General features: G+C 50.7%; 21 protein-coding genes and 1 other RNA gene. 8 read left to right on the forward strand and 14 right to left on the reverse strand.

Annotated features, from left to right (window positions below; translation table 11 throughout):
* Window positions 1–167 precede the first annotated feature (167 nt).
* Window positions 168–356, reverse strand: a complete 189-nt coding sequence (ymcF, locus tag AC6I4B_RS12880; protein ID WP_497772145.1) for a cold shock small protein YmcF — start codon at window positions 354–356, stop codon at window positions 168–170.
* A 183-nt stretch (window positions 357–539) separates the two neighbouring features.
* Complete coding sequence (locus AC6I4B_RS12885; protein WP_497765618.1) at window positions 540–755, reverse strand: cold shock domain-containing protein; 216 nt, start codon at window positions 753–755, stop codon at window positions 540–542.
* 307 nt (window positions 756–1062) lie between these two features.
* On the opposite strand from AC6I4B_RS12885, the gene cspF reads away from it, so the two are divergent.
* On the forward strand, window positions 1063–1275 hold the full coding sequence (cspF, locus tag AC6I4B_RS12890) for a cold shock-like protein CspF (RefSeq protein ID WP_497765619.1): 213 nt from the start codon (window positions 1063–1065) through the stop codon (window positions 1273–1275).
* Window positions 1276–1761: 486 nt separating this feature from the next.
* Window positions 1762–3462, forward strand: a complete 1701-nt coding sequence (locus AC6I4B_RS12895; RefSeq protein ID WP_497765621.1) for a penicillin-binding transpeptidase domain-containing protein — start codon at window positions 1762–1764, stop codon at window positions 3460–3462.
* Window positions 3463–3647: 185 nt separating this feature from the next.
* Here AC6I4B_RS12895 and menI read toward each other — a convergent pair whose 3' ends face one another.
* Window positions 3648–4058, reverse strand: a complete 411-nt coding sequence (menI, locus tag AC6I4B_RS12900) for a 1,4-dihydroxy-2-naphthoyl-CoA hydrolase (protein ID WP_497765622.1) — start codon at window positions 4056–4058, stop codon at window positions 3648–3650.
* Entirely contained in the window at window positions 4055–7111 is a 3057-nt protein-coding gene (gene ydiJ / locus AC6I4B_RS12905; protein WP_497765624.1) for a D-2-hydroxyglutarate dehydrogenase YdiJ, read from the reverse strand. The genes menI and ydiJ overlap by 4 nt, the downstream gene beginning before the upstream one ends.
* 258 nt (window positions 7112–7369) lie before the next feature.
* Here ydiJ and ydiK point away from each other — a divergent pair, with 258 nt between their 5' ends.
* A complete protein-coding gene (gene ydiK / locus AC6I4B_RS12910) occupies window positions 7370–8491 on the forward strand; it encodes an AI-2E family transporter YdiK (RefSeq protein WP_497765625.1) in 1122 nt (373 codons plus the stop codon).
* A 176-nt stretch (window positions 8492–8667) separates the two neighbouring features.
* Window positions 8668–8767, forward strand: an RNA gene (rprA, locus tag AC6I4B_RS12915) — antisense sRNA RprA.
* Window positions 8768–8887: 120 nt separating this feature from the next.
* Here rprA and ppsA read toward each other — a convergent pair.
* Window positions 8888–11266: a phosphoenolpyruvate synthase gene (gene ppsA, locus AC6I4B_RS12920; RefSeq protein ID WP_497765627.1), complete on the reverse strand. Its 2379-nt coding sequence runs from the start codon at window positions 11264–11266 to the stop codon at window positions 8888–8890.
* 329 nt (window positions 11267–11595) lie between these two features.
* On the opposite strand from ppsA, the gene ppsR reads away from it, so the two are divergent.
* Window positions 11596–12429 carry a posphoenolpyruvate synthetase regulatory kinase/phosphorylase PpsR gene (gene ppsR, locus AC6I4B_RS12925; protein ID WP_497765628.1) on the forward strand — a complete coding sequence of 278 codons (834 nt, stop codon included), beginning with the start codon at window positions 11596–11598 and terminating at the stop codon, window positions 12427–12429.
* 45 nt (window positions 12430–12474) lie between these two features.
* Here the strand turns inward: ppsR and AC6I4B_RS12930 are convergent, their stop codons facing one another.
* From AC6I4B_RS12930 to AC6I4B_RS12940, 3 genes are read right to left on the reverse strand one after another with little or no spacing between them, the layout of a single operon-like run.
* On the reverse strand, window positions 12475–13458 hold the full coding sequence (locus AC6I4B_RS12930) for a Gfo/Idh/MocA family protein (protein WP_497765630.1): 984 nt from the start codon (window positions 13456–13458) through the stop codon (window positions 12475–12477).
* 2 nt (window positions 13459–13460) lie between these two features.
* Window positions 13461–14480 carry a Gfo/Idh/MocA family oxidoreductase gene (locus AC6I4B_RS12935; RefSeq protein WP_497765631.1) on the reverse strand — a complete coding sequence of 340 codons (1020 nt, stop codon included), beginning with the start codon at window positions 14478–14480 and terminating at the stop codon, window positions 13461–13463.
* Window positions 14481–14502: 22 nt separating this feature from the next.
* Window positions 14503–15768, reverse strand: a complete 1266-nt coding sequence (locus tag AC6I4B_RS12940; protein ID WP_497765633.1) for a PTS sugar transporter subunit IIC — start codon at window positions 15766–15768, stop codon at window positions 14503–14505.
* A 125-nt stretch (window positions 15769–15893) separates the two neighbouring features.
* On the opposite strand from AC6I4B_RS12940, the gene AC6I4B_RS12945 reads away from it, so the two are divergent.
* The 3 genes from AC6I4B_RS12945 (at window position 15894) to hemP (ending at window position 18274) form a co-directional block, all read left to right on the forward strand.
* Entirely contained in the window at window positions 15894–16736 is an 843-nt protein-coding gene (locus AC6I4B_RS12945) for a MurR/RpiR family transcriptional regulator (RefSeq protein ID WP_497765634.1), read from the forward strand.
* A 166-nt stretch (window positions 16737–16902) separates the two neighbouring features.
* A complete protein-coding gene (aroH, locus tag AC6I4B_RS12950) occupies window positions 16903–17949 on the forward strand; it encodes a 3-deoxy-7-phosphoheptulonate synthase AroH (RefSeq protein ID WP_497765635.1) in 1047 nt (348 codons plus the stop codon).
* 145 nt (window positions 17950–18094) lie between these two features.
* Window positions 18095–18274: a hemin uptake protein HemP gene (gene hemP / locus AC6I4B_RS12955; protein ID WP_497765636.1), complete on the forward strand. Its 180-nt coding sequence runs from the start codon at window positions 18095–18097 to the stop codon at window positions 18272–18274.
* Between the two features lie 32 nt (window positions 18275–18306).
* Here the strand turns inward: hemP and selO are convergent, their stop codons facing one another.
* The 6 genes from selO to btuC all read right to left on the reverse strand — a co-directional run bounded on the left by selO (window position 18307) and on the right by btuC (window position 23690).
* Complete coding sequence (gene selO, locus AC6I4B_RS12960; RefSeq protein WP_497765637.1) at window positions 18307–19749, reverse strand: protein adenylyltransferase SelO; 1443 nt, start codon at window positions 19747–19749, stop codon at window positions 18307–18309.
* A gap of 61 nt (window positions 19750–19810) precedes the next feature.
* On the reverse strand, window positions 19811–20524 hold the full coding sequence (locus tag AC6I4B_RS12965; RefSeq protein ID WP_497765638.1) for an EAL domain-containing protein: 714 nt from the start codon (window positions 20522–20524) through the stop codon (window positions 19811–19813).
* Window positions 20525–20807: 283 nt separating this feature from the next.
* Window positions 20808–21272, reverse strand: coding sequence for a C40 family peptidase (locus tag AC6I4B_RS12970; RefSeq protein WP_497765639.1), 465 nt, complete (start codon window positions 21270–21272; stop codon window positions 20808–20810).
* Between the two features lie 96 nt (window positions 21273–21368).
* Entirely contained in the window at window positions 21369–22130 is a 762-nt protein-coding gene (gene btuD, locus AC6I4B_RS12975; protein WP_497765641.1) for a vitamin B12 ABC transporter ATP-binding protein BtuD, read from the reverse strand.
* Complete coding sequence (locus AC6I4B_RS12980; RefSeq protein WP_497765642.1) at window positions 22127–22681, reverse strand: glutathione peroxidase; 555 nt, start codon at window positions 22679–22681, stop codon at window positions 22127–22129. Before AC6I4B_RS12980 ends, btuD begins: the two co-directional genes overlap by 4 nt.
* A gap of 28 nt (window positions 22682–22709) precedes the next feature.
* The gene (gene btuC, locus AC6I4B_RS12985; protein ID WP_497765643.1) at window positions 22710–23690 is read right to left on the reverse strand and encodes a vitamin B12 ABC transporter permease BtuC; all 981 of its coding nucleotides are present in this window, start codon (window positions 23688–23690) and stop codon (window positions 22710–22712) included.
* Window positions 23691–23884 lie beyond the last annotated feature (194 nt).

Here is a 23884-nt window from a genome sequence, read left to right on the forward strand (position 1 = left end):
GATAAACACAAGCCCTCAATTAGGGGGCTAGATAGGTTTCAAGCAAGTGAATGAGGAGAGGAAGCAAAAGATGTGAAGGAGATGTAGCGGGTAATACGCCTGCGGGTTTTATATTAAAACGGAGAAATCGAGTTCCCCATAGGGCTTAATAAAAACAGCGCGGGCGTTTATTTTCGATAATCAATGCGCGCTTGGCCTGACTGTAGATGCAAGTCAATGTTATCAAAGGTGATCATTGCTGATTTACAGAAGATGCATTTTGCACCAAACGGATTTTTTGCCGTCACATCAAATATAGAGGTTCGGTATTGAGAACCGTGACAATGAGGGCAACGGAAGTGGATAGTATCTGTAATTTCATCGTCCTCAGAGATTCACTTTAATAAACAAACCGCTTACGTCGTCTATGATGTACAGCGGAACATATAATGGCATTTTTTTCATAATAGTATACCTTTTGATATCTCTCACTTCTGTATTTCTGTCTACTCGGGTCAAAACCGTCATCGTTATCGCAAAAAAACAGAAGTCAGAATAAATTAACCTACGATGACAACCTGTGTTGCCGCCGGGCCTTTTGCTCCGCTCTCAATCACGAACTGAACTTTTTGGCCTTCAAATAAAAGCTGGTCTTTAACGCCCTGGATAGAAGAAAAATGCACAAACACATCTTTGCTACCGTCGTCAGGAGAGATAAAACCAAAACCTTTATCTGCATTAAACCATTTTACTAAACCAGCCTGCTGATTAGACATCAATCATATCCTTAATTTAAGCCTTTACGGCGAATAGGGTCTTTATTACAGAACGACTTCGTGCTTAGTGGAGAGGCTCAAAAGAAGGAATATTAGGAATAACGCCTGATGATGAGAGCTACTTTAGTAAACTACTTAGTTTGGGGTCTGTTTTTCAAACCGAGGCATTCATTAACGCACGAGGTTACAGATTAAGCAACACTTATTTTAGCCGTCCAGGAGTCTTAGTGGTAAAGATAATAATAACGCTGGCTTTATTTTTTTCCCTGCGTATAGTGCAGCGCATTATCACCAGCAAGGAAATTATTTGCCTAGTAAAATGACAGGTATTGTCAAATCGTTCGATGGAAAAAGTGGAAAAGGTCTCATCACCCCTTCAGATGGTCGTAAAGACGTTCAGCTTCACATCTCAGCCGTTAACCCCTCAGATTCAGACATTCTCATCCCCGGCGTGCGCGTCGAGTTTTGCCGAATTAACGGCTTACGTGGCCCCAGTGCGGCTAACGTTTATTGCTCATAAGCCCCCTCTTCCCCAAGTGTAAACCAGAAAACGCCGCAATCCTCTGCACGTCGCTGCCCAGTGTTCAACGGTGTGGATGCTGCAAGGGCGTTGGTCGCCCACCGCTTTACGAGTATTTTCGCTGACTGCTTATATTTTAAGCAAAAATTTTGATGAACATTATGTTCCCCCGCGATAGCTAAAAGTTACCGTTTACACATTTGGGTGACTGCCGTTGCATCAATGGGCGCGGAATATTGTTAGGTGTTCAGCGGCGTCGGTGTGTTGCTGATAGCACTGCACCCGATCTCACTAAAATATATCAAGCCATTGCTTTTGAAATAATATGTTAACTTAATTGCTTGTTCTCAATGATGTTGTCTGTAGACTGTTTCTCAACTCGCCTGCGAAATGGATATCTTTATCGCATTATTGGGGTCATCGTTAAATCGGTGACCTGCTGGCATCAGATTATAAAAACAAAATTCAGATGGTTTCATGTTACAAATGAAAAGAAATTCGACAGAAAAACAAAATAAAGAATCATTTATTACGTCTCGTTACATAATAATCTGTGTTGGCATTCTTTGTTGCCTGGCAATTTTGTTGGTGAGAGTGGCAGACCTGCAATTTTTAAACCACCCCATGCTTGCCCGCGAGGCCGATCAGCGCTCACTGCGCACCGTGGTACTACCAACAAACCGTGGAACTCTGGTGGATCGCAACGGTGATGCCCTGGCGATGAGCGTGCCGTCACGTGATGTTGTTGCCGACCCGGAAAAAATCGTCGAGCAAACCCCTAATTTCCACGACCCCAAATGGCAGTATCTCGCCTCGGCACTGAATACCACACCCAACCAAATCGCGAGCAAGATTTATCAGAATGCACACCGCCACTTTCTATTTCTTGGGCGAAAAGTTGAGCTAGGGATCGCCAAAGACATTACCAATCTGCATATTAAAGGGATTACTGAGGTGTACGATGACAGCCGCTTTTATCCGATGGGCGAAGCGGCGGCTCCTTTAATAGGCATTGTTGGCGCAGATAATACGGGATTGAACGGGGTTGAGCGCGGTTACGATGCTATTTTGCACGGTCAGCCGGGGAAAGAGGTCTATCGCAAAGACGCCGCTGGCGGAATTATTAGCGTATTAGATTACGAGGCTCCCAAACAGCCCCCTACCGTGCAGTTGAGTATTGATAAATTTGACCAGTACACGCTATACAGCAAATTGCGCGATGGCGTATTACTGAATAAAGCTGACTCCGGTGCGGCGGTGCTGGTCAAAATTGATACCGGCGAGATCCTCGCGATGGCGTCCTATCCATCGTATAACCCCAATAATTTTGATGATGCCACCCAAACGCAAATGCGCAATGTGGCCATTAACGACAGCTTCGAGCCAGGTTCCACAGTCAAACCGTTGGTGATCGTCGAAGGGCTGGAGCGTCATATCATTCAGCCCAATACCTTGCTGGATACCACGCCATATCGCGTGAACGGGCATCTTATTCGCGATGTCGGTCACTGGCCGCAGCTAACGCCTACCGGTATTTTGCAAAAATCGAGTGATATCGGCGTGTCGCATATCGCGTTGGCGATGCCCGCACAGGCGTTGGTCGATACCTACCAGGCTTTTGGGCTGGGTAAACCAACCGACCTGGGGCTTAGCGGCGAGAGCGTGGGATATTTCCCGCTGCACCGTCGGCTGTGGGCAGATATTGAACGAGCGACGTTCTCATTCGGCTACGGCTTGCGGGTTACGCCACTCCAGATTGCGCGTGAGTATGCCACGCTTGGGTCATTCGGCGTTTATCGCCCGTTGTCGATAACCAAAGTCACGCCTCCGGTTATCGGCCAACAAGTGGCCAATCCGGAGACGGTGAAAACGGTCGTTCATATGATGGAAAGCGATGTTCTGCCGGGCGGCAGTGGCGTTAGAGCCGCAGTACCGGGGTATCGGCTGGCGACCAAAACGGGTACAGCAGAGAAACTCGGTGACAGCGGTAAATATGACGGTGGCTATGTGAACTACACCGCTGGCGTGGCTCCGGTGAGCCATCCTGAAGTCGCATTGGTGGTCGTGGTGAATAACCCGACGGCAGGCACTCACTTTGGCGGGTCGGTTGCCGCCCCCATTTTTGGCAACATTATGGGGCCGGTGTTGAAAAACATGAACATTGCCCCAGATGCCCTGGTGCAGTAGGCACAAAATAGCCTGGCAGGATGCCTGATGCTTGTCAGTTAAGCGCAGAATTTTTTGCAGAATATGAAATCTATGTACCGGTGAACGGACAAAGGGGGCAACCGCGCCCCCTTCACAATTCCCACGGCCCGTAAGGAAATCGGTGCGACTCCCAGCGTTGTGTCGAGCTTATTAACCCCGCCACATCACACGACCGCCGTGGTTAACCGCGACGAACAACATAAATTCCCCTGCTCATCGAAGATTTCAATTTGCCAGACCTGATGGCGACGCCCGGCGTGTAACGCTTTGCAAACACCGCGCACTCGCCCACTGCGTACGGAGCGAATATGGTTAGCATTCACCTCCAGCCCAACGACTCGCTGCTCCCCTTCGGTACACAAATAACCGGCAACAGAACCCAACGTTTCCGCCAGCACGACCGATGCGCCACCGTGTAACAAACCAAAAGGCTGATGCGTTCGTTGATCGACTGGCATAGTCGCCTCCAGTGAGTCATCGCCCAAATGCTCAAACTGAATATCCAGTAGCCCAACCATATTGCCTTCGCCCAAGCCATTGAGCGTGGCCAGCGTCGTTTGTCGTTTCCAGATCACCCAATAATCTCCAGTAAAGCCTGTAACGGATGGCGCACCCCATTGCCCTCAACGCGCTTCACCTGACTGCGGCAGGAATACCCTGTCGCCAGGCAACGGTTGCGTGGCAGGCGTTGCATCGCTTGCTGCCAGGAAAGTGCGTAAATGCCCAGCGAGTTCGCGTGATTTTTTACTTCATGACCGTAGGTTCCGGCCATCCCGCAACAGCCAACGCTAACGTTTTCCAGCTTCGCGCCGAAACGGGCGAAAATAGAGGCCCATTGTTTGGTTGCCGTTGGTAACGCGGTGACTTCAGTACAGTGACCGAACAAATACCACGGCTCCCCCACCAGAAGCGCACTTTCTTGTTGATCTAACACTTGCGGTAGCCATTCATGTACCAGCATCACGTTGAAATCGCCGCGTTTATCGCCCAACACCTGCTTATATTCGTCACGATAACAAAGTACTAACGCCGGATCGACACCGACCATCGGCATTCCTAATGCCGCCACTCGGTTGAGGTATTCCGACGTTTTTTGCGCCGTTTTGGTAAAGCGGTTCACAAAGCCTTTAATATGCTGCGCTTTACCATTCGGCGAGAACGGTAGCAGCACCGGTTGCAGCCCCAGTTTGTCGATGAGACGAACAAAATCAGTCACTACCTGGGCATCGTAATAACTGGTGAACGGATCCTGGACAACCAGCACCGTCTGCGCTTTTTGCTCTGGGGTCAGCGCTTCTAGCTGTTCCAGCGTCAGGTTAGCCGAACGATGCGTCACCATCTGTTTTTGCAGCGAAGGCACGGACAACAGCGGTAAATCAACCATACCGATATGTTTTTCCGACAGCTTCCGCACCAGTGGCTGGCTCATAAAGAAGTTAAAGGTTTTGGGCGCGCGGGCCATCAGCGGCGCGTAGCTTTCCACCGTCGCCACCAGATGGTCGCGTACCGGGCGCAGATAACGCGTGTGGTAAAGCTGTAAGAAGCGCGAGCGGAACTCCGGCACGTCGATTTTAATCGGGCACTGTGTCGAGCAGGCTTTGCAGGCCAGGCAGCCCGACATGGCCTCTTTCACTTCGTGCGAGAAATCATACTCACCTTTGCGTGCGTGCCAGCTATTGCGCGTCCGCTCGACCAACGAACGCAGGCTAGCACGTTGCTCCGGCAGCTCTTTCTCCAGTAGCAGCGGGTCAACGCCGCGATCGGCGAGCAGCCGCAACCACTCGCGCACCAGCGTCGCTCGCCCTTTCGGTGAATGCATCCGATTATTCGAAATTTTCATCGACGGGCACATCGGACTTTTAGCGTCAAAGTTGAAGCACAGACCGTTACCGTTGCACTCCATTGCCCCACGCCACGAAGAACGCACGGTGACGGGAATCTGGCGATCGAAGGTTCCGCGTTTTACCGCGTCCACTTTCATCATTGGCGCGTCAACGCCTTCTGGCGGGCAGATTTTACCCGGATTCAGGCGGTTATTCGGGTCGAACGCGGCCTTCACTTTACGCAGCTCGCCGTACAGTTGCTCACCGAAAAAGGCCGGGCTGTATTCCGCACGGAAGCCTTTGCCGTGCTCCCCCCACAGCAGCCCGCCATATTTTGCGGTCAGTGCCACTACGTCATCGGAGATCTGCTTCATTAAAATCTCTTGCTGCGGGTCGCACATATCCAGCGCTGGGCGCACGTGCAGCACCCCCGCATCAACGTGACCAAACATGCCGTAGCTCAGGCCGTGGCTATCCAGCAATGCGCGAAACTCAACGATATAATCCGCAAGATGTTCCGGTGGCACACAGGTATCTTCGGCAAAAGGAATCGGCTTCGCCGCCCCTTTGGCGTTGCCCAACAGGCCAACCGCTTTTTTACGCATCGCATAAATACGCTCAATACCGTCGAGTTCATTGCAACGCTGCCAGCCAATTACGCCACCTTCATGCTGGGCTATCAACTCATCCAGACGCTGGCACAGCGCGGTGACCTGGCTTTCAATCAGCGCTTCATCATCACCGGCAAATTCAACGATATTCAGCCCTAACATCTCTTTGTCGGGCACATCGGTAATCAGTTCACTCACCGAATGCCAGACAATGTCTTCCCGTGCCAGATTGAGCACTTTCGAATCCACGGTTTCAACCGATAACGCGCGGGCTTCAACCATAAATGGCGCGTTACGCAGCGCGGAATCAAAAGAGTCATATTTGATATTCACCACGCGGCGCACTTTCGGAAGCGGCGTGATGTCCAACCGCGCTTCGGTGATAAACGCCAGCGTACCTTCGGAGCCGGTTAACACGCGGGTGAGGTCAAATTCGCTCATCGCGTCGTTAAACACATGGCGTAGATCATAGCCAGTCAGGAAGCGGTTCAGTTTGGGGAATTTATCGATAATCAGTTGGCGGTTATCGCGGCAGCGTTCATAGACGGTGCGATAAATTCGCCCCGCCGCCGACTGCTCTTTCGCCAGGGTTTCAGCCAGCGCCACCGGCACAGGCTGGGTATCGAGAATATCGCCGCCCAGCAGCACGGCGCGAACACCGAGCACATGGTCGGAGGTTTTACCGTATACCAGAGAACCTTGCCCAGAGGCATCGGTATTAATCATCCCACCGAGCGTAGCGCGGTTACTGGTTGACAGCTCCGGTGCAAAAAAATAGCCATAAGGTTTCAAATATTGATTAAGCTGATCCTTAATGACCCCCGCTTCAACGCGCACCCATCCCTCTTTCGGGTTGATTTCAATGATGCGATTCATATAGCGGGACATATCAATAATGATGCCCTGATTCAGCGACTGCCCATTAGTACCCGTGCCGCCGCCGCGTGGTGTGAAAATCAGGGATTTAAAGCGTTCATCTTCTGCCAGGCGCGCTAGCAGGACGACATCAGCAGTGGAACGAGGGAATACTACCGCATCAGGGAGAAGCTGGTAGATACTGTTATCGGTCGCCATCGTCAGCCGGTCGGCGTATCGGGTGGCGGTATCGCCGGTAAAACCTTGTTGCTCCAGTGCTTGTAAATAATTCAGCACCAGCTGAACCACGCCAGGTGCCTGGGAAATCTGTGGGATCATTACGTTTGACCCTTTCTGAGTGTTGTGTTGTACGCACAAAATCTCACCAGACTGCTCGCGAGCGGCAGACGGTAAAGATGATGTGGATAGATAATTAATCGTTTGCGTTGTGCAGTTATCGTTTTATCACATTTTTTTCTTATGCGCCCGGTAGTTTTTGTCGCAGAATCAGCGGCGGGAATTTATTGATATTATTATCAATGAATGGATTTACGCTGAGTCAAACGTCTGACCAGCAACAGAAGGTAAAACTTATTTATGAACACGATTCCTCGGCCTCGTGATATTCCACAAATACTGCTATCAGTGCTGTTTATAGCGCTGATGATCATCGCTTGTTTATGGATTGTGCAGCCATTTATTCTGGGATTCGCCTGGGCATCCACCATCGTTATTGCCACCTGGCCGGTGCTAATTTGGCTGCAACGCCGCCTTTTTGGCCGACGTTCACTCGCCGTATTGGTGATGACGTTACTATTATTTTTATTGTTCGTTATCCCTATCGCGCTATTGGTAAACAGCCTGGTAGACGGCAGCGCACCGCTGGTACATTCCATGACCAACGGCACATTAACCCTGCCAGACCTTGCCTGGCTAAACAGCATTCCGTTTGTTGGCGCGAAGCTCTACAGCGGCTGGCATAGCCTGCTGGACATGGGCGGCAGCGCATTGATGGCCAAAGTTCGTCCTTACCTCGGCACGACCACAACCTGGTTTGTTGGCCAGGCGGCGCATATTGGGCGCTTCCTGATGCACAGCGCCTTAATGCTGTTGTTTAGCGCACTGCTGTACTGGCAAGGGGAAAAAGTCGCCTTCGGTATGCGCTATTTCGCTACCCGTCTGGCGGCAAAACGCGGTGATGCTGCCGTGCTGCTCGCTGGGCAAGCGATTCGCGCCGTGGCGCTGGGCGTGGTAGTCACCGCGCTGGTGCAAGCGGTGCTGGGCGGGATTGGCCTTGGCATCTCTGGCGTGCCTTACGCGACATTGCTCACCGTGGTGATGATTTTCTCGTGCCTGGTGCAACTGGGGCCATTGATTGTGCTCGTCCCGTGCATTATCTGGCTGTACTGGACGGGCGATACCACCTGGGGCACGGTGCTGCTGGTGTGGAGTTGCGTCGTCGGTACGATGGATAACGTGATTCGCCCGATGTTGATTCGTATGGGCGCAGACCTGCCAATGATTCTGATTCTTTCCGGTGTTATCGGGGGGCTGGTCGCTTTCGGGATGATTGGCCTGTTTATCGGCCCGGTGCTGCTGGCGGTTTCCTGGCGTCTGTTCGATGCCTGGCTGCATGAAGTTCCACCGCCGTCTACGGACCCCGATCAGGTTCTTGAGGAGCTGACCGAGCTAGAACAGAATAATTATCCGAAACAGTAAGATAAACGAAAGGCGGGGCAATCCCGCCTTTTACTTAAGATAAATTGATATATCCAGACGTTTCCCCGACCTAACCTTCCCCGATTTGCGACCCACTTCGATAATCATTCACATTTATTTAACTATTGGGACGAATCCGATCGACGCAAAAAACGCACATGCCTACTATAAACCTCAAGGTACTAAATCAACCTATTGATTTATATATCCCCTGAGTGAAACACCGAATTGCTGTGTGTAGTCTTTGCCCTTCTCCCACGAAGGGCTTTTTTTTGTCTACCACACTCGGTTCCGCTGCGTTTTTAGCCGTTGACCTGCAATGCGTGGTCAGCCGCAAAGCGTGATAGATAAAAAAAATCCCGAACGCAATGTCCGGGATTTTAGCGTCACAGCGCTTTATTTTTTCAGTTCAGCGAGGCTTAGCCAGGTCTGCACGACGGTATCGGGGTTCAGCGACAGGCTGTCGATCCCTTCTTCCATCAGCCAGGCGGCAAAGTCTTCATGGTCGGACGGCCCCTGACCACAAATCCCGACGTATTTACCCTGCTTTTTCGCCGCGCGAATCGCCATCGACAGCAGCGCTTTCACCGCGTCGTTACGTTCATCGAACAGCGCGGAAACCACGCCAGAGTCACGGTCAAGACCCAGCGCAAGCTGTGTCATGTCGTTCGAGCCGATGGAGAACCCATCGAAATGTTCGAGGAACTGTTCTGCCAGCAAGGCGTTGGACGGAATCTCACACATCATGATGATTTTCAGCCCATTTTCGCCGCGTTTCAGCCCCTGACGCGCCAACTCATCCACCACTGCTTTCGCCTGCTCAACGGTACGCACAAACGGCACCATGATTTCGACGTTGGTCAGCCCCATGTCATTACGTACGCGTTTCACCGCGTCGCACTCCAGCGCGAAGCAATCACGGAAGCTATCAGACACATAGCGGCCCGCGCCACGGAAGCCGAGCATTGGGTTCTCTTCTTCCGGCTCATAACGCTCGCCGCCCACCAGGTTGGCGTATTCGTTAGACTTAAAGTCAGACAGGCGCACAATCACGCGTTTCGGGAAGAATGCCGCACCAAGCGTTGCGATCCCTTCCGTCAGACGCCCAACGTAAAACTCTTTCGGCGAGTCAAAACCTTTCATCATCTCGCGAATTTGGTTTTGCAGCTTAGGCTCCTGGTCGTCAAACTCCAGCAGCGCACGTGGGTGCACGCCAATCATGCGGTTGATGATAAATTCCAGACGCGCCAGACCAACGCCTTCGTTTGGCAGGCAGGCAAAGTCAAACGCGCGGTCTGGGTTGCCGACGTTCATCATGATTTTCAGCGGTAGTTCCGGCATGGTATCGACGCTGGAGCTTTTTACGCTAAAGTCCAACAAGTCAGCGTAAACATAGCCGGTATCGCCTTCCGCACAGGATACGGTAACTTTTTCGTCATCTTTCATACGTTCGGTGGCATCACCACAGCCTACCACAGCTGGAATGCCCAGCTCACGAGCGATAATCGCCGCATGGCAGGTACGCCCGCCACGATTGGTGACGATCGCCGCCGCTTTTTTCATGATAGGTTCCCAGTCCGGGTCAGTCATGTCAGTCACCAGCACATCGCCCGGCTGGATACGGTTCATTTCGCTGATGTCCTGAATCACTTTCACCGGCCCCGCACCAATGCGATGACCGATGGCGCGGCCTTCAGAGACAATACGCCCCTGTGAATGCAGCGTATAACGCTCCATCACCTGCCCACGCGAACGCACGGTTTCCGGGCGCGCCTGGACGATAAACAGCTTGCCAGTATGGCCGTCTTTTGCCCATTCGATGTCCATCGGGCGACCATAGTGCTTCTCAATCTGTACCGCCTGTTTCGCCAGTTCCTGCACTTCATCGTCGGTCAACGAGAAGATATCGCTCTGCGCTTGCGGCACATCTTCAATACGCACCTGTTTGCCATGCTCCTGCGTTGGAGCATAAACCATGCGAATCTTTTTCGACCCCATCGTGCGGCGAACGATAGCTGGGCGGCCGCCCGCCAGCGTCGGTTTGTGCACGTAGAACTCATCCGGGTTCACTGCGCCCTGCACGACCATTTCCCCCAGGCCCCAGGCGGAAGTGATAAACACCACTTGATCAAAGCCGGATTCGGTATCGATAGAGAACATCACGCCGGACGAGGCTAAATCAGAGCGCACCATCAACTGCACGCCCGCCGAAAGCGCCACACCGCGATGATCGTAACCCTGATGGACGCGGTAAGAGATAGCGCGGTCGTTAAACAGCGAGGCGAAGACGTGTTTAACCGCCACCAGCACCGCGTCAAAGCCCTGCACGTTAAGGAATGTTTCCTGCTGGCCGGCGAAAGAGGCATCAGGCATGTCTTCTGCCGTGGCGGATGAGCGCACGGCAAAGGAGGCATTGGCGTTGTCCGCCGCCAACTGGTTATACGCGTCGTGAATAGCCTGTTCCAGTTCGCTCTGGAAAGGAGTGTCGATGATCCACTGGCGGATCTGCGCCCCAGCTTTCGCCAGCGCGGTAACGTCATCAATATCGGTATTATCCAACAGTTGATAGATCTGCTGATTCACACCGCTCTGATCAAGGAACTGATTAAACGCATCGGCAGTGGTAGCAAATCCGTTGGGTACAGACACCCCCATCCCGGACAGATTAGTAATCATTTCACCCAAGGAGGCATTTTTGCCTCCAACTCTGTCTACATCATTCATGCCGAGTTGGTTGTACCACAGCACCAGCGGTGACGAGCCATTGTTGGACATCGAGACAATCCTTTTTTGATTAAAGAAGCAGTGATAAGAAACGACTGACTACTCAAAATATCCTCGCATATTTAAACGGCTGAAAAAAACGGTGAATCGAGTAAGCAAATTATTTTTTTACTTTTTAGGATTGATTCCTGGTTATTCATAACCTACTGATTCGGTTAAAAAGGCACAATAAACGGCGGTCTACTGCTGGTGTTTAAAAAATGAAATGGGCATTTCATTAAAAATAAAAATAGCGTTCCATTTTTATTTCACGACAAATACCGCGCGATTGTGGTTAAATTTAATTTAATCTTTGGGATGGTTAACGGGAGCCACACAGAATGGAAAGCGCAGTCGATCGCCAGGTATTTTATATTTCCGATGGTACGGCCATTACCGCGGAAGTTCTCGGTCATGCGGTGATGTCACAGTTTCCCGTGGCGATAAACAGCATTACTTTGCCGTTTATCGAAAGCGAAGGTCGAGCCAGGGCGGTGAAAGAACAGATAGACGCTATCTACCAGCAAACGGGCGTGCGCCCTCTGGTCTTCTATTCCATCGTTATTCCCGAAATTCGCGACATTATTCTGCAATGTGAAGGTTTTTGTCAGGATATCGTGCAAGCGTTAGTTGCACCATTGCAAGAAGAACTCAAGCTCGACCCTACGCCAATTGCCCATCGCACCCACGGTTTAACGCCCGGTAATCTAACCAAGTACGACGCGCGTATTGCCGCCATTGATTACACTTTGGCGCACGATGACGGTATTTCGTTGCGTAACCTCGACCAGGCGCAGGTCATTTTGTTGGGCGTGTCGCGCTGTGGAAAAACACCGACCAGCCTTTATCTGGCTATGCAGTTTGGTATTCGCGCCGCCAACTACCCGTTTATTGCCGACGATATGGATAATTTAGTGCTGCCAGCGTCATTAAAGCCGTTACAGCACAAACTATTTGGCTTAACCATTAACCCGGAACGCCTGGCGGCAATACGGGAAGAACGTCGGGAAAATAGCCGCTATGCTTCTATGCGCCAATGCCGAATGGAAGTGGCAGAAGTCGAAGCGCTTTACCGTCGCCATCAAATTCCGTGGATTAATAGCACTAATTATTCGGTTGAGGAAATAGCGACCAAAATCCTCGATATCATGGGATTAAGCCGCCGTATGTATTAACGCGTAACACTGGAGCGCTGGCTGCCACCGCTCCAGTGATAATGGTTAGTGCGCCTTATCGGCAGAAAAAACCATTCCCGCAGAGTGACGCGCGGCATCCAGTATTTCCATCACCTTCAGGCTATGCGCTAACGCGGTGTAGCACTCCTCATAACGTTGCTGCGCGAACTGTTCACTAAAAATTCGCACCTCCGGCGTCAGGCGATTCTCAGGTAGTTGACCATTCAAGGTAACGCTATGCTCGGCGGTTTGCAGGTCAATCTGCGCGCAGCCGTTAATTCCCCCGACCACGTTGAGATAACCCTTTTCGCCCTGAATCTGGGCGAAATTCAGGCTGAATGAATCTTTTGCCCCGCTGCACACGGCAACGAAATCCGGGTAACGCATCGTCACGATTCCCGAAGTATCAATGCCCTTGTTCATATTGGCGATATAATTGACCTGCTGCGGCGCGCCAAACAATGCGGCCACGAAATGCAGATTATAAATATTAATGTCCATCAGCGCGCCGCCAGAAAACTCGGCGGTAAATACGTTGGGCTGCTGATTTGCCAAAAATGCTGGGTATTTCGATGAGAGTTGACTGTAGTTACACTGCACCATTCGGATACGCCCTAAGGCCGAAAGGTACTGGCGGATTAGTGCAAAATTCGGCATATGAATGACCGAGATGGCCTCAAATAGCATCACCTTTTGCTGTTTCGCAAGGGTTATCAATTCCCGCAGCTCTGCCGCCGTCGAGGTGAACGGTTTCTCACAGATAACATGTTTCCCCGCCGTTAACGCCTGGTGGCAATGGGCGAAATGCAGGCTGTTGGGGGAAGCGATATAAATCACATCAATATTGTCATCCGTCAGCATCACTTCGTAGCTGTCGTAACCACGCGCTACCTGGTGCTGCTGTGCGAACGACTGTGCCCGCGCCAAATCACGAGAATAGACGCCGTTAATACAAACGCCAGGCACAGACTGCGCGGCGGCAATAAACTGCGCGACAATAGCACCCGTACCGACTGTTCCAATTCGCATGACTACGCCCCTCGATATTGATTTTTAGCGGCCACCATCCCCTGCTCCAGCAGGCCCATCACGCCAAGCACTTCATCATCCTGAACCGGTTTATCCGCCCCGTGGCGAATGGACTGATACAGTGCCTGATAAAGCAAGCCGTAATCGGTCACTTCGGAAGGGATACGCTCATGGCAGTCATTACCGCTTTCATCGCGATAATAAAGCTCCCCCCAATTCTCTTGCGCTTCCGGTGTGAAACTCACCGTCGTGGGTCCGTGCGAATTTTTGTGTTGATGACCGCTGCTATTTTTAATAAAACACCCTTTGTCACCGTAGACGCTAAATTTCGCTGGAGTTTTCTTCACAAAATCGCTGCATTTGATGGTGACTTTGGTGACGCCATAGAACAAATCGATATCGACAAAATCATCATTTTCGCCGGGGAAGTAGATACTGCGAACGTCATAAACCACGCGGTCAGGCTTGCCGAAATAGGACCAGACTTGGTCGAGCGTGTGTACCGCTAAACCGTACAATTTGCCAAATCCGGGTTTCACTTTTTCCGGCATAAAATAGTCGTAATGCGATTGCAGTTCGACAATGTTGCCTAGCTTGCCGCTTTCGAGCACTTTTTTCAGAGTCAGGAAATCAGCATCAAACCGCCGGTTTTGGTTCGCCATCGCAATCAAGCCCTTCTCTTTCGCCAGCGCAAAAACCTGTTGTGCCTCGGTGGTATTATTGGCAAATGGCTTTTCAACCAGCACATGTTTGCCATGCTGTAACGCCCCTATCGCATATTCCGCATGGGTATCGACATGTGTGCTCACCACAATCAATTCTATTTCTGGGTCATCCCAGAGATCATCAAGCTGCGAAGTGAAGGTGATGGCGGGATACCATGTTTCAGTTTCACGATCGTTTTGTCTGTCTTCTTCACGGCGAAATATTTTCTTTACGCAAATATTATTCATCCTTGCCAGATACGGCAGATGATAATTGAGCACACTATTCCCATAGCCAATAAATGCTATATTCAACATAATAACCTCTTAAATTAGACAATTAATTTTTTACTAACTGTGATTTTTCCCACGCCTTCCAGAAGGGATAATAGATAACCACGCCAACCAGAAAATTAATGAATACAATGCATGGCGCGAGCCAATCTCCACCAGTGGCGATATAGCCAGAAATAAATGGAGGGGTCGCCCACGGTAACTCTACAAATACGCGATTAATCCAGTGCAGATCGAATACCACATAAGTAATCAGTGAACCGACAGTGCCAGAGAGAATAAAGGGCACAATTAAAAACGGATTTAATACCAGCGGCAGCCCAAAGACAATCGGCTCAATAATCGTAAAGACGGCGGCTGGCGTCGCCATAACGGCTAACTGTTTTGCTGATTTAACCGGCGAGCGCCACATTAAAAATAATACGCTCCATACCGCTGCCGGCCAGACGCTCATTCGGTCAACCACGGTTGTCCAGATATGCGGTAATTGGGTTAAGCCCACCCCTTCGGACACCGCTTTAGCATTATCACTGACCCATTGATAAAGCATGGGGGATACCACTGGCGACAGCATATTGTCACCATGCATACCCACACTCCACAGCAGTAGTGTGATAAATTTTATAATAATAAACATCACTACGTTATCAGAGGCATTAACGAACGGAACCAATGAGGCATTTAAGAACTGCGTGAAATCGAAATTAAAACCAGAGCGCAGCAACCAAAACACGGTCAAAATAACGCTGTAGGGAATTAACGCCACAAAGGCGTTGACAACATTCGGTGGTACGCCTTCTGGCATTTTGATTACTATTTTATGCTGTAAAAACAAAGCATAACACCGAATACTGAGCAGCGAACTGACTATCGCGGTAAACAAGCCTCCTGCGCCAAATCCACTGACATTCATCCCTGAACTGATGTCATTAATATTGAAAAGAATAAACGAGGATAACGCCAGGAGCGCCGCACCAACCCGGTCAACATTGAGGTTTCCGGCATAAATAATACCAATGGCAACTGCCGCATACAGCGCCATAAACCCCATAGTAAGCTGGAAAAACAGTACCATTACGGCTGAGTACGGCGCCAAAAAAGGCAATAGTTTATGGCTACTGAACGTGTTGTCCTGCCCTAGCATCGATAATAATAAAAACAGACTGCCAATAATAATGAGAGGGATTGTCGCCACTAAACCATCGCGCACCGAACTGACCGCCGGATACTCGCCAAACCGGATCATTGGGCGCGCCAGAAGGTTAACGACAAAATCAGATAATCTCTCGATCGAAGATTTACCGTTATTCATTTAACTGTTCCATTTAGTATGCAGAGTAAAATAACAAACGCGCTGAATTTCCATCAACCCCAATAAACCTTAATTGACTTATAATCGATAGCGACAAAGCGAAGCAACCCTCAATAAAATAAAGGTTGAATCTTTCATTTTTTCTGCGAAGATTATTTATACTTCTGAAAGGTTCTTTCATTGCGAGAGGATATATGGACTATTTTAGCTGGCCATTAATTAAGTTTACCCCTCAAGAGCAGCGCATCCTCAACTATTTACGTCTACATCCGCAAGCTATCACCCAGCACAGCGCAGAAAAACTCGCGGCTCTAACGTGGACGAGTGCGGCAACGTTAAACCGCCTGGGGCGTAAATTAGGTTTTAATGGCTTTAGCGATTTTAAACTCCAAACCGTGACGGACTTAAAAAATGGCTATCCCGACACTGCCTTCTTTCTCGCTAATTTCAATGAAAGTAATATGACAAATGAGATATTCTTAACAGAATTAAATAAAATCATCTGTTTTGAAAATCGTCGTTTGCTGCAATCAGCCAATAACCACTTTCAGCAAGCCTTAATGGCGTTGCGCAATGCCAACCATATCGACATCTACGCCACCGGCAATAATCTCCCTTATGCACATATTGCCGCCCGCAAACTCTCCTGTAGCAGGAAAACGACGCGAACGTTTCATTACGTAGAGGACGATCATCTCAACAATCTGCCCGCGACAAATCTCTCGTTTATTGTTTCCCGTACCGGCAACAATCCGCTCTGCCTGTATGCTGCCGAAAAACTGCTTAATATTGGCCAGCCGGTTATCGCTATCACCGGAGAATTTGACTCACCGCTCGCCACGCGTTGCCCGTGGGTACTGCCCTTCTGGTATCAAGCACAGGCGCATCCCTTAAACCGAATCATTGAAGCGGACTCGCTCAATTACCTGTTTAATGCGCTTTGGTTTGGCATGTCTCAGCCAGACTAGAATTTTGGGCTTGCAGTATGTACCATCAAACTAGTTCAATGAGTCAGTAATTTGTGTTACGGTTATCACACGTTGACGACTCTTGAAATAACCATGAATTGGTTTATCGTGATGTGCATCACTTCCCAGCGTATTGACTGGTGAAGCAACAAATTTTTGAGATCCCATGAATAAGACCGATGAACTGCGTACTGCTCGCATTGAGAGCTTGATTACGCCAGCTGAACTTGCTCAGCAATACCCTGTGTCGCCCGATGTTGCGGCACACGTTACCGCATCGCGCCGACGGATTGAAAAAATCCTTAACGGTGAAGATCGCCGCCTGTTGGCTATTGTCGGCCCATGTTCTATTCACGACCTGGATGCGGCGATGGATTATGCCCGTCGCTTGCAGACGCTGCGTGAAAAACACCAGGGCGAGCTGGAAATCGTGATGCGCACCTATTTTGAGAAACCGCGCACCGTGGTGGGCTGGAAGGGATTAATTTCTGATCCAGACCTCAACGGTAGCTATCGCGTGAATCACGGCATTGAGCAGGCGCGCAAGCTGCTGCTCCAGGTCAACACGCTGGGCGTGCCAACCGCGACCGAGTTTCTGGATATGGTGACCGGTCAGTTTATCGCCGATTTAATCAGTTGGGGCGCGATTGGTGCACGCACGACGGAGAGCCAGATTCACCGCGAAATGGCTTCTGCGCTCTCTTGCCCGGTTGGTTTTAAAAACGGGACGGATGGCAACACGCGTATTGCCGTAGACGCTATCCGCGCCGCGCGCGCCAGCCATATGTTCCTGTCGCCGGATAAAAACGGCCAGATGACCATTTACCAGACCAGCGGTAATCCTTACGGGCACATCATCATGCGTGGCGGTAAAAAACCGAACTATCATGCAGATGATATTGCTGCTGCATGTGATACGTTGCATGAATTTGACCTGCCGGAGCATCTGGTGGTCGATTTCAGCCACGGTAACTGCCAGAAACAGCATCGTCGCCAATTAGAGGTCTGTGATGATATCTGCCAACAGATCCGCAATGGATCGTCGGCCATTGCGGGCATTATGGCGGAGAGCTTCCTGCGCGAAGGGACGCAAAAAATCATTGCCGATCAGCCACTGACTTACGGGCAGTCGATTACTGATCCTTGCCTGAGCTGGGAAGATACTGAGATTTTGCTGGAAAAACTGGCCGCTGCGGTCGCCACCCGTCTGTAGTTTTTTGCCCGCTAGTCGGCGGGCAATTTCCCCTTACTCCCCCTGCTGACTCAACATACTGATAAATAACACTTGCGGTTAACTTATTGAATACTGATAATGGTTATCATTGTTACATTGATTTGCATTATGAAAAATGTCGCTAATGGATACTTGCGCAAAACAAAAACCGCAAACGGATAACACCCCACGCCCTCTCTCCAGCGATCGTCGAATCGACAGCCAGATGCTGTTAGGCCAGGAAGGTCGCTTAATTATTCAGCACGGCGAGCAGCAATATTTGCTGCGTCAAACTCAGGCAGGAAAACTCATTTTGACTAAGTAGCTGCGCCGCCTTGAGCAGCGCAGCAGTGGTGATTAGCTTGAACAGCTCACTTCAAGCCCTTTCCCCCAGTCTGGCGGACGTCGACTGTAGTCATCCTCGCGGTCGCTCCACGGGTCGCGCAGCGCAGCGTGTAACCGATGCAACTCCTGGTAATCGCCTTTCTCCGCCTGTTCGATAGCCCGTTGTGCCAGCCAGTTACGCAATACCAACGCAGGGTTAGCCTGTTTCATTGCCTGTTGGCGCTGTGCATCATCAACCTGCTCTTGCTGTAAACGTCGGCGATACTGAGCAAACCAGTCGTCAAACGCTGCCCGGTCAATAAACTCATCGCGTAGCGGCGATGCGTGACTATGCTGTTCCGTTTCGCTCAGCAGACGGAAGGTACGGGTATAATCACTGCCCTCGCGTTCCATCAATGCAAACAGCCCGTTTAGCAGGTCATTATCGCCCTTTTCTTCGCTAAACAACCCAAGCTTTTGGCGCATCCGCTGGCCATATTCACGGAATAACGCAGACTGGTAATGATCAAGCGCCGAATCCAACGCCTCAACCGATATCAGCGGTGACAGCGTTTGCGCCAGGCGTTGCAAGTTCCACAGGCCTACCGCCGGTTGGTTATCAAAGCTGTAGCGCCCCTGATGGTCGGAATGATTACAGATAAAACCCGGTTGATAGTCATCCAGGAAACCGAACGGGCCGTAATCCATTGTCAGGCCAAGAATCGACATATTGTCGGTATTCATCACACCATGAGCGAAACCGACCGTTTGCCAGCGCGCAATCATCTGCGCGGTACGGGTGACAACATCCTCAAACCACAAGGCATAGCGGTCAGTTTGCTGCTGTAAATGCGGCCAATGATGACGGAGGGTGAACTCAACCAACTTACGCACGCTGTCATTATCACGGCGATAGTAAAAATGTTCGAAGTGACCAAAACGGATGTGGCTTTCGGCAATACGCATCAGCATCGCACCGGTTTCGACGGTTTCTCGCTGCACTGGCGTGTCGCTTGCGACCACCGCCAAAGCGCGAGTACCCGGGATCCCTAACGCATACATCGCCTCCGACGCCAGGCTTTCGCGTAGCGTTGAGCGCAACACTGCGCGACCATCCCCCATACGGGAATACGGCGTTAACCCTGCACCCTTTAAGTGCCAGTCTACCGATTTGCCGTTTTCCAGTTGTTGCTCGCCCAGCAAAATACCTCGGCCATCGCCCAATTGACCAGCCCATACGCCAAACTGGTGGCCGCTGTAGACCTGCGCCAGTGGTGACATGCCTGGCAGCAAGGCTTCGCCGCCCCATACGCCAGCGCCATGTTCAGGCGTGAACAGAGATTCAGGGATCGCTAATTCACGCGCTAACGGCGCGTTGTGCCAAATAACGCGGGCATTGTGCAACGGCGTAGGCGATAGCGATTGGTAAAACTCTGGCAGCTCGTCGCGCCAGCGGGTGTTAAATGACAGGTTCATGGTTCCTCCTGCCCGTAGTGTATTGGGTTACTGGGCGTTAAACACCCGGCTAAAGGTGTGGTTATCGTTGCACTAATGTTATTAGTAACGACTCAGGAACCAGTGGCCACAGGCCACCGAGCATACCGCTAAAACCGTAAGGCATCACACGTTGGCGGAGATCCTCATCGTCAATACCGGAGATCATCACGCCCTGACAATAGGGCTGGATCTGGCTGACAATGGCGCGCATAAATGGCTCAAAAGAGGTGGATTTCGCCTGGCGCTGAACGAAGTTGCGATCCAGCACGATACGCTGAAAAATTCCGGCGAAAATCGCTTTGGTTGACGCATCGCCTGAGCCAAAGTCACTGAGAACCAATGGGAAATATTGACTTAACTTGCTGAGCGAATGATTTTCGTCAATATCATTCAACCCATGAAAGCGTTCACTGACGGCTAATTCGAGAAAAGAGAAACGCCGGGTGCTGGCAGCCAGCTCATCTTGAGTGAGCAGCGCATCCGCAATGCCGGGCGAAATGGCAATCCACGCTTTAAGACCATGCTGAAGGAAAAATAGCTGGCAGGTGGTGAGCTGATCCAGTTTTTCCTGGAATAGCGTAATTTCTTCTTGCAGGGTTAGTCGCGGCAGAACCAGATTAGTTGGGATGCGAATGTGATTATCTAGCCCGCTAAACTGGCTAACCACTTTTAGGCCAACAAGTTGCCCTTCGCTATTTCTGGCGGGAAGGAAAAACAATTGAGAACAATACGTATTATCCAGCGTTACAATCATTGCGACTGCCCTTCACTAAAAGTCATGTCCGGGTTCCTAACGTCACAAAGCAAAAAACCTACGGTAATGGGTGCGGTAGTTATTACTTTCATCGGTTCCTTTTTTATTTCATTGCTCCGTCACTGGATCGTAATGATTGTAATCGAAAGTAATGGATTAACACAATCAACCTTAAGTTTCATGAACTCGTTTAACAAAATGAGAATATAGCGGGCTATTAATTTTAAAATTTATGTGTGACAAAAAAGGGAAAGGAGGCATTTCGCCTCCTTTCCCTTTTTGGTTAAATTCGCCTGGCTTGCCAGAAGTTTTTACGCCAGTAAACGTTGTTAAGTGATGATCGTGTAACACCTTTACTCGTTGAGGCATGTATGAATGTGTTATCGGTATCATAAATGCCAACGTGCAATCCGTTCTCTCCGGCTCCGGTTTTAAAAAACACTAAATCACCGGGTAAGAGGTCGTCTTTATCTATTTCTGTGCCAATTTGCGCCTGCTTACGCGTCTCCCTTGGCAACTGCATTTCAAATTTGTCACGGAAGGTCACCAGCACAAAAGCCGAACAATCCACCCCACCCCGGTTCATGCCGCCGTAGCGATAAGGCGTACCATGCCAGTTTTGCAGCTGATCGTTCAGGCTGGCAATAACGGTAATAGGATCCGCCAGGCGGGGATTCGGCGGTGGAGCGCGATGGCTGCTACACCCGGCTAAAATGAATGCCACGAGAAAGAGAGTCCAGAAACGCATATCCAGCGAATCCTCTGTATTTATAATCAGCTAACAAATTATATCGATTAGCAATCGACTGGCAAGCAATGCCCCGCCATTAAGTAGGTGTATGAGCTATTTTTCGCCGTTGCCATCATAAATGAGCATTTGATGACCGGCTAATTCCAATCGCTGAAAGACCATATTATATGCAGTGGTTAAATTCTCCGGCTGCATTACTGTGTCAGTATCACCACTGGCAATCATTCGCCCATCACATAATAACCATGCGCGGTTAGCATGACGCAACGTATAGTTTAGGTCGTGACTACTCATCACAATAGTAATACCTGACGTGCAGAGTTCAATCAATAGCGTATCTAGCGCGGCCTGTTGGGCGACATCAAGGCTATTCATCGGTTCATCCAACAACAGCAGTTGCCCTTGCGGATTCACCTCAGGATGTATTTGTAAAATCACCGCAGCAAGCCTTACCCGCTGCCATTCGCCGCCGGAAAGCTGATGCACATTACGGCCAAGTTTATTGCTTAATCCCAACGCATTGGTGACATGGACAGCCACAGGTGTATCTGGATTTTGTTGTTGATGCAGCATCAGGAATTGCCAGACGGGCATCGCAAACGGCGGCGACTGATGCTGGGACAAATAGGCCCGATGGCGTGCCAGCGTTGGTGCAAACCATTCATCAAGCGGTTGTTCATTCAGCGTGACCACGCCCTGCCCACGGCTCAACCCCGCCATTCGAGTCAGTAACGTGCTTTTGCCCGCACCGTTTGGCCCTACGAGGTGGATTATCTCACCGTGGCCAACATCGGCATTAATACCGTACAGCCGCCCGCTCTCGCTAACATCCTGAAGCTGCATCAATGGCATCATGATTGTGCAAGTGCCTGCTTAATTGCGGCGGTCAGCGTTGGGTCATCCGGTGTCATATCCGGCGAGAAACGATGAAGTACTTCACCATTGCGACCAACTAAGAACTTTTCAAAATTCCACAGAATATCGCCAGGATGTGCCGGAGCGCGCCCTTTGCTCGCCATACGCTCATAGAAGCCGCTGCCCTGTGGGGCAATCGCCGTTGGCGCAATCTCGGTCAACTGGCGATACAACGGATGTCTGTTTTCACCATTCACATCAATCTTACTGAACAGCGGGAAAGTCACGCCGTAGGTCATGCTACAGAAGGTTTTAATTTCTTCTTCGCTGCCAGGTTCTTGCCCCAGAAACTGGTTGCACGGAAAGCCCAGCACCGTGAAGCCTTGATCCTGCAACGAGGTCTGTAAGGCTTCCAGTTGCTCGTACTGTGGCGTTAAGCCACACTTTGAAGCCACATTGACTATCAGTAGCACCTTGCCTTTGTAAGCCTCCAGCGTGGTGTGTTCGCCATCAATCGTGGTGATAGGCGTGTTCAGAATGGTGGTTTGCATAGGATCCTCTTTTCAGTGTGTGTCTTGTCTAGCGCCCGGCCTTTAATAGTAGCCAGATAAAGACTGGCGCGCCCAGCGTTGCGGTGACAACGCCAATAGGCAATTCAGCGGCGGACAGCGCCAACCGCGCGATGATATCGGCAAACAGCAGCGTGCTCGCCCCTGCCAGTGCGCTGGCAGGCAACAGCACCCGATGGTCGGTTAAGCCGCACAGGCGCAGCATATGCGGCACAACCAGCCCAATAAAGCCTATTGCTCCCGCCAGCGCCACACTAACTCCCACCAGCCAGCCTGTCGCCATCACCAGCAGTTTTCGCCATAGCGCAATCGGGACGCCCAACTGACGCGCAGAGGTTTCCCCCAGCGCCAACAGGTTGAGCGGCTGTGACTGAAAACAGACCCAGGCAATCACCGGCAGTAGCGCCACCATCAGCCACAGTTGCTGCCAGTCAACGCCACCAAAGCCGCCCATCATCCAATACATCAGCTGGCGTAGATCAAATGAGGTTGAAAAATAGACCGCCCACGTCATTAACGCGCTACAAATAATTCCCAGCGCCACACCTGCGAGCAGGAGTCGGCTGGTTGAAAGATGCCGACGGGCAAAGCGCATCAAAATAGCGGTTATCAATAACGCGCCGATAATCGCCGCCAGCCCAGGCATCCAGCCAGGTAAACTGCCCTGACCGAGCATAATCGCCGCGATAAGCCCTACTCCTGCGCCGTTGGACACACCAAGCAAACCTGGCTCCGCCAATGGGTTTTCAAATAGCGCCTGCATCACCGCACCGGAAAGCGCCAACGCCGCCCCCACCAGCACCACTGCCAGCGTGCGCGGCAGACGAATCTGCCAGATAAAGAGCTGCCCTTTCGCGCTAAACCATTCACCAGGAACAATCCACTGTTCGCCAGCACACAGGCCAATCAGGATCATCGCCAATAACAGCAACGACAAAATGGTTAGCCAGTATCGGTCACGGCGACGTTGTACTTGTGCGAAAGATTGCATGTGTCTACTTTCTTTATGGGTTATCTCATTAATTTTACGGTGAAAGCAGGCAACATGGAAGGAAGTGCGAAGCGTAATTGACAGAACAAGGCGCAACGGAGTCGTTCTCTGATAGTGATACCATATGCACCGCTAGCGATATCAGACATGAATATGAAATGATTAATTCTGCTGTTAATCGACAAGCCTCCCCA

This window comes from Kluyvera fluvialis (assembly GCF_059725275.1).

Excerpts from the sequence above, each read along its gene's own strand:
- ydiJ (WP_497765624.1), bottom strand. The coding sequence starts at position 7,111 with ATGATCCCACAGATTTCCCAGGCACCTGGCGTGGTTCAGCTGGTGCTG.
- AC6I4B_RS12980 (WP_497765642.1), bottom strand. The coding sequence starts at position 22,681 with ATGCAAACCACCATTCTGAACACGCCTATCACCACGATTGATGGCGAA.
- AC6I4B_RS12885 (WP_497765618.1), bottom strand. The coding sequence starts at position 755 with ATGTCTAATCAGCAGGCTGGTTTAGTAAAATGGTTTAATGCAGATAAA.
- aroH (WP_497765635.1), top strand. The coding sequence starts at position 16,903 with ATGAATAAGACCGATGAACTGCGTACTGCTCGCATTGAGAGCTTGATT.
- selO (WP_497765637.1), bottom strand. The coding sequence starts at position 19,749 with ATGAACCTGTCATTTAACACCCGCTGGCGCGACGAGCTGCCAGAGTTT.
- AC6I4B_RS12935 (WP_497765631.1), bottom strand. The coding sequence starts at position 14,480 with ATGTTGAATATAGCATTTATTGGCTATGGGAATAGTGTGCTCAATTAT.
- btuC (WP_497765643.1), bottom strand. The coding sequence starts at position 23,690 with ATGCAATCTTTCGCACAAGTACAACGTCGCCGTGACCGATACTGGCTA.
- btuD (WP_497765641.1), bottom strand. The coding sequence starts at position 22,130 with ATGATGCCATTGATGCAGCTTCAGGATGTTAGCGAGAGCGGGCGGCTG.
- hemP (WP_497765636.1), top strand. The coding sequence starts at position 18,095 with ATGGATACTTGCGCAAAACAAAAACCGCAAACGGATAACACCCCACGC.
- AC6I4B_RS12970 (WP_497765639.1), bottom strand. The coding sequence starts at position 21,272 with ATGCGTTTCTGGACTCTCTTTCTCGTGGCATTCATTTTAGCCGGGTGT.
- ppsR (WP_497765628.1), top strand. The coding sequence starts at position 11,596 with ATGGAAAGCGCAGTCGATCGCCAGGTATTTTATATTTCCGATGGTACG.
- AC6I4B_RS12965 (WP_497765638.1), bottom strand. The coding sequence starts at position 20,524 with ATGATTGTAACGCTGGATAATACGTATTGTTCTCAATTGTTTTTCCTT.
- AC6I4B_RS12930 (WP_497765630.1), bottom strand. The coding sequence starts at position 13,458 with ATGCGAATTGGAACAGTCGGTACGGGTGCTATTGTCGCGCAGTTTATT.
- AC6I4B_RS12940 (WP_497765633.1), bottom strand. The coding sequence starts at position 15,768 with ATGAATAACGGTAAATCTTCGATCGAGAGATTATCTGATTTTGTCGTT.
- ydiK (WP_497765625.1), top strand. The coding sequence starts at position 7,370 with ATGAACACGATTCCTCGGCCTCGTGATATTCCACAAATACTGCTATCA.
- AC6I4B_RS12895 (WP_497765621.1), top strand. The coding sequence starts at position 1,762 with ATGAAAAGAAATTCGACAGAAAAACAAAATAAAGAATCATTTATTACG.
- ppsA (WP_497765627.1), bottom strand. The coding sequence starts at position 11,266 with ATGTCCAACAATGGCTCGTCACCGCTGGTGCTGTGGTACAACCAACTC.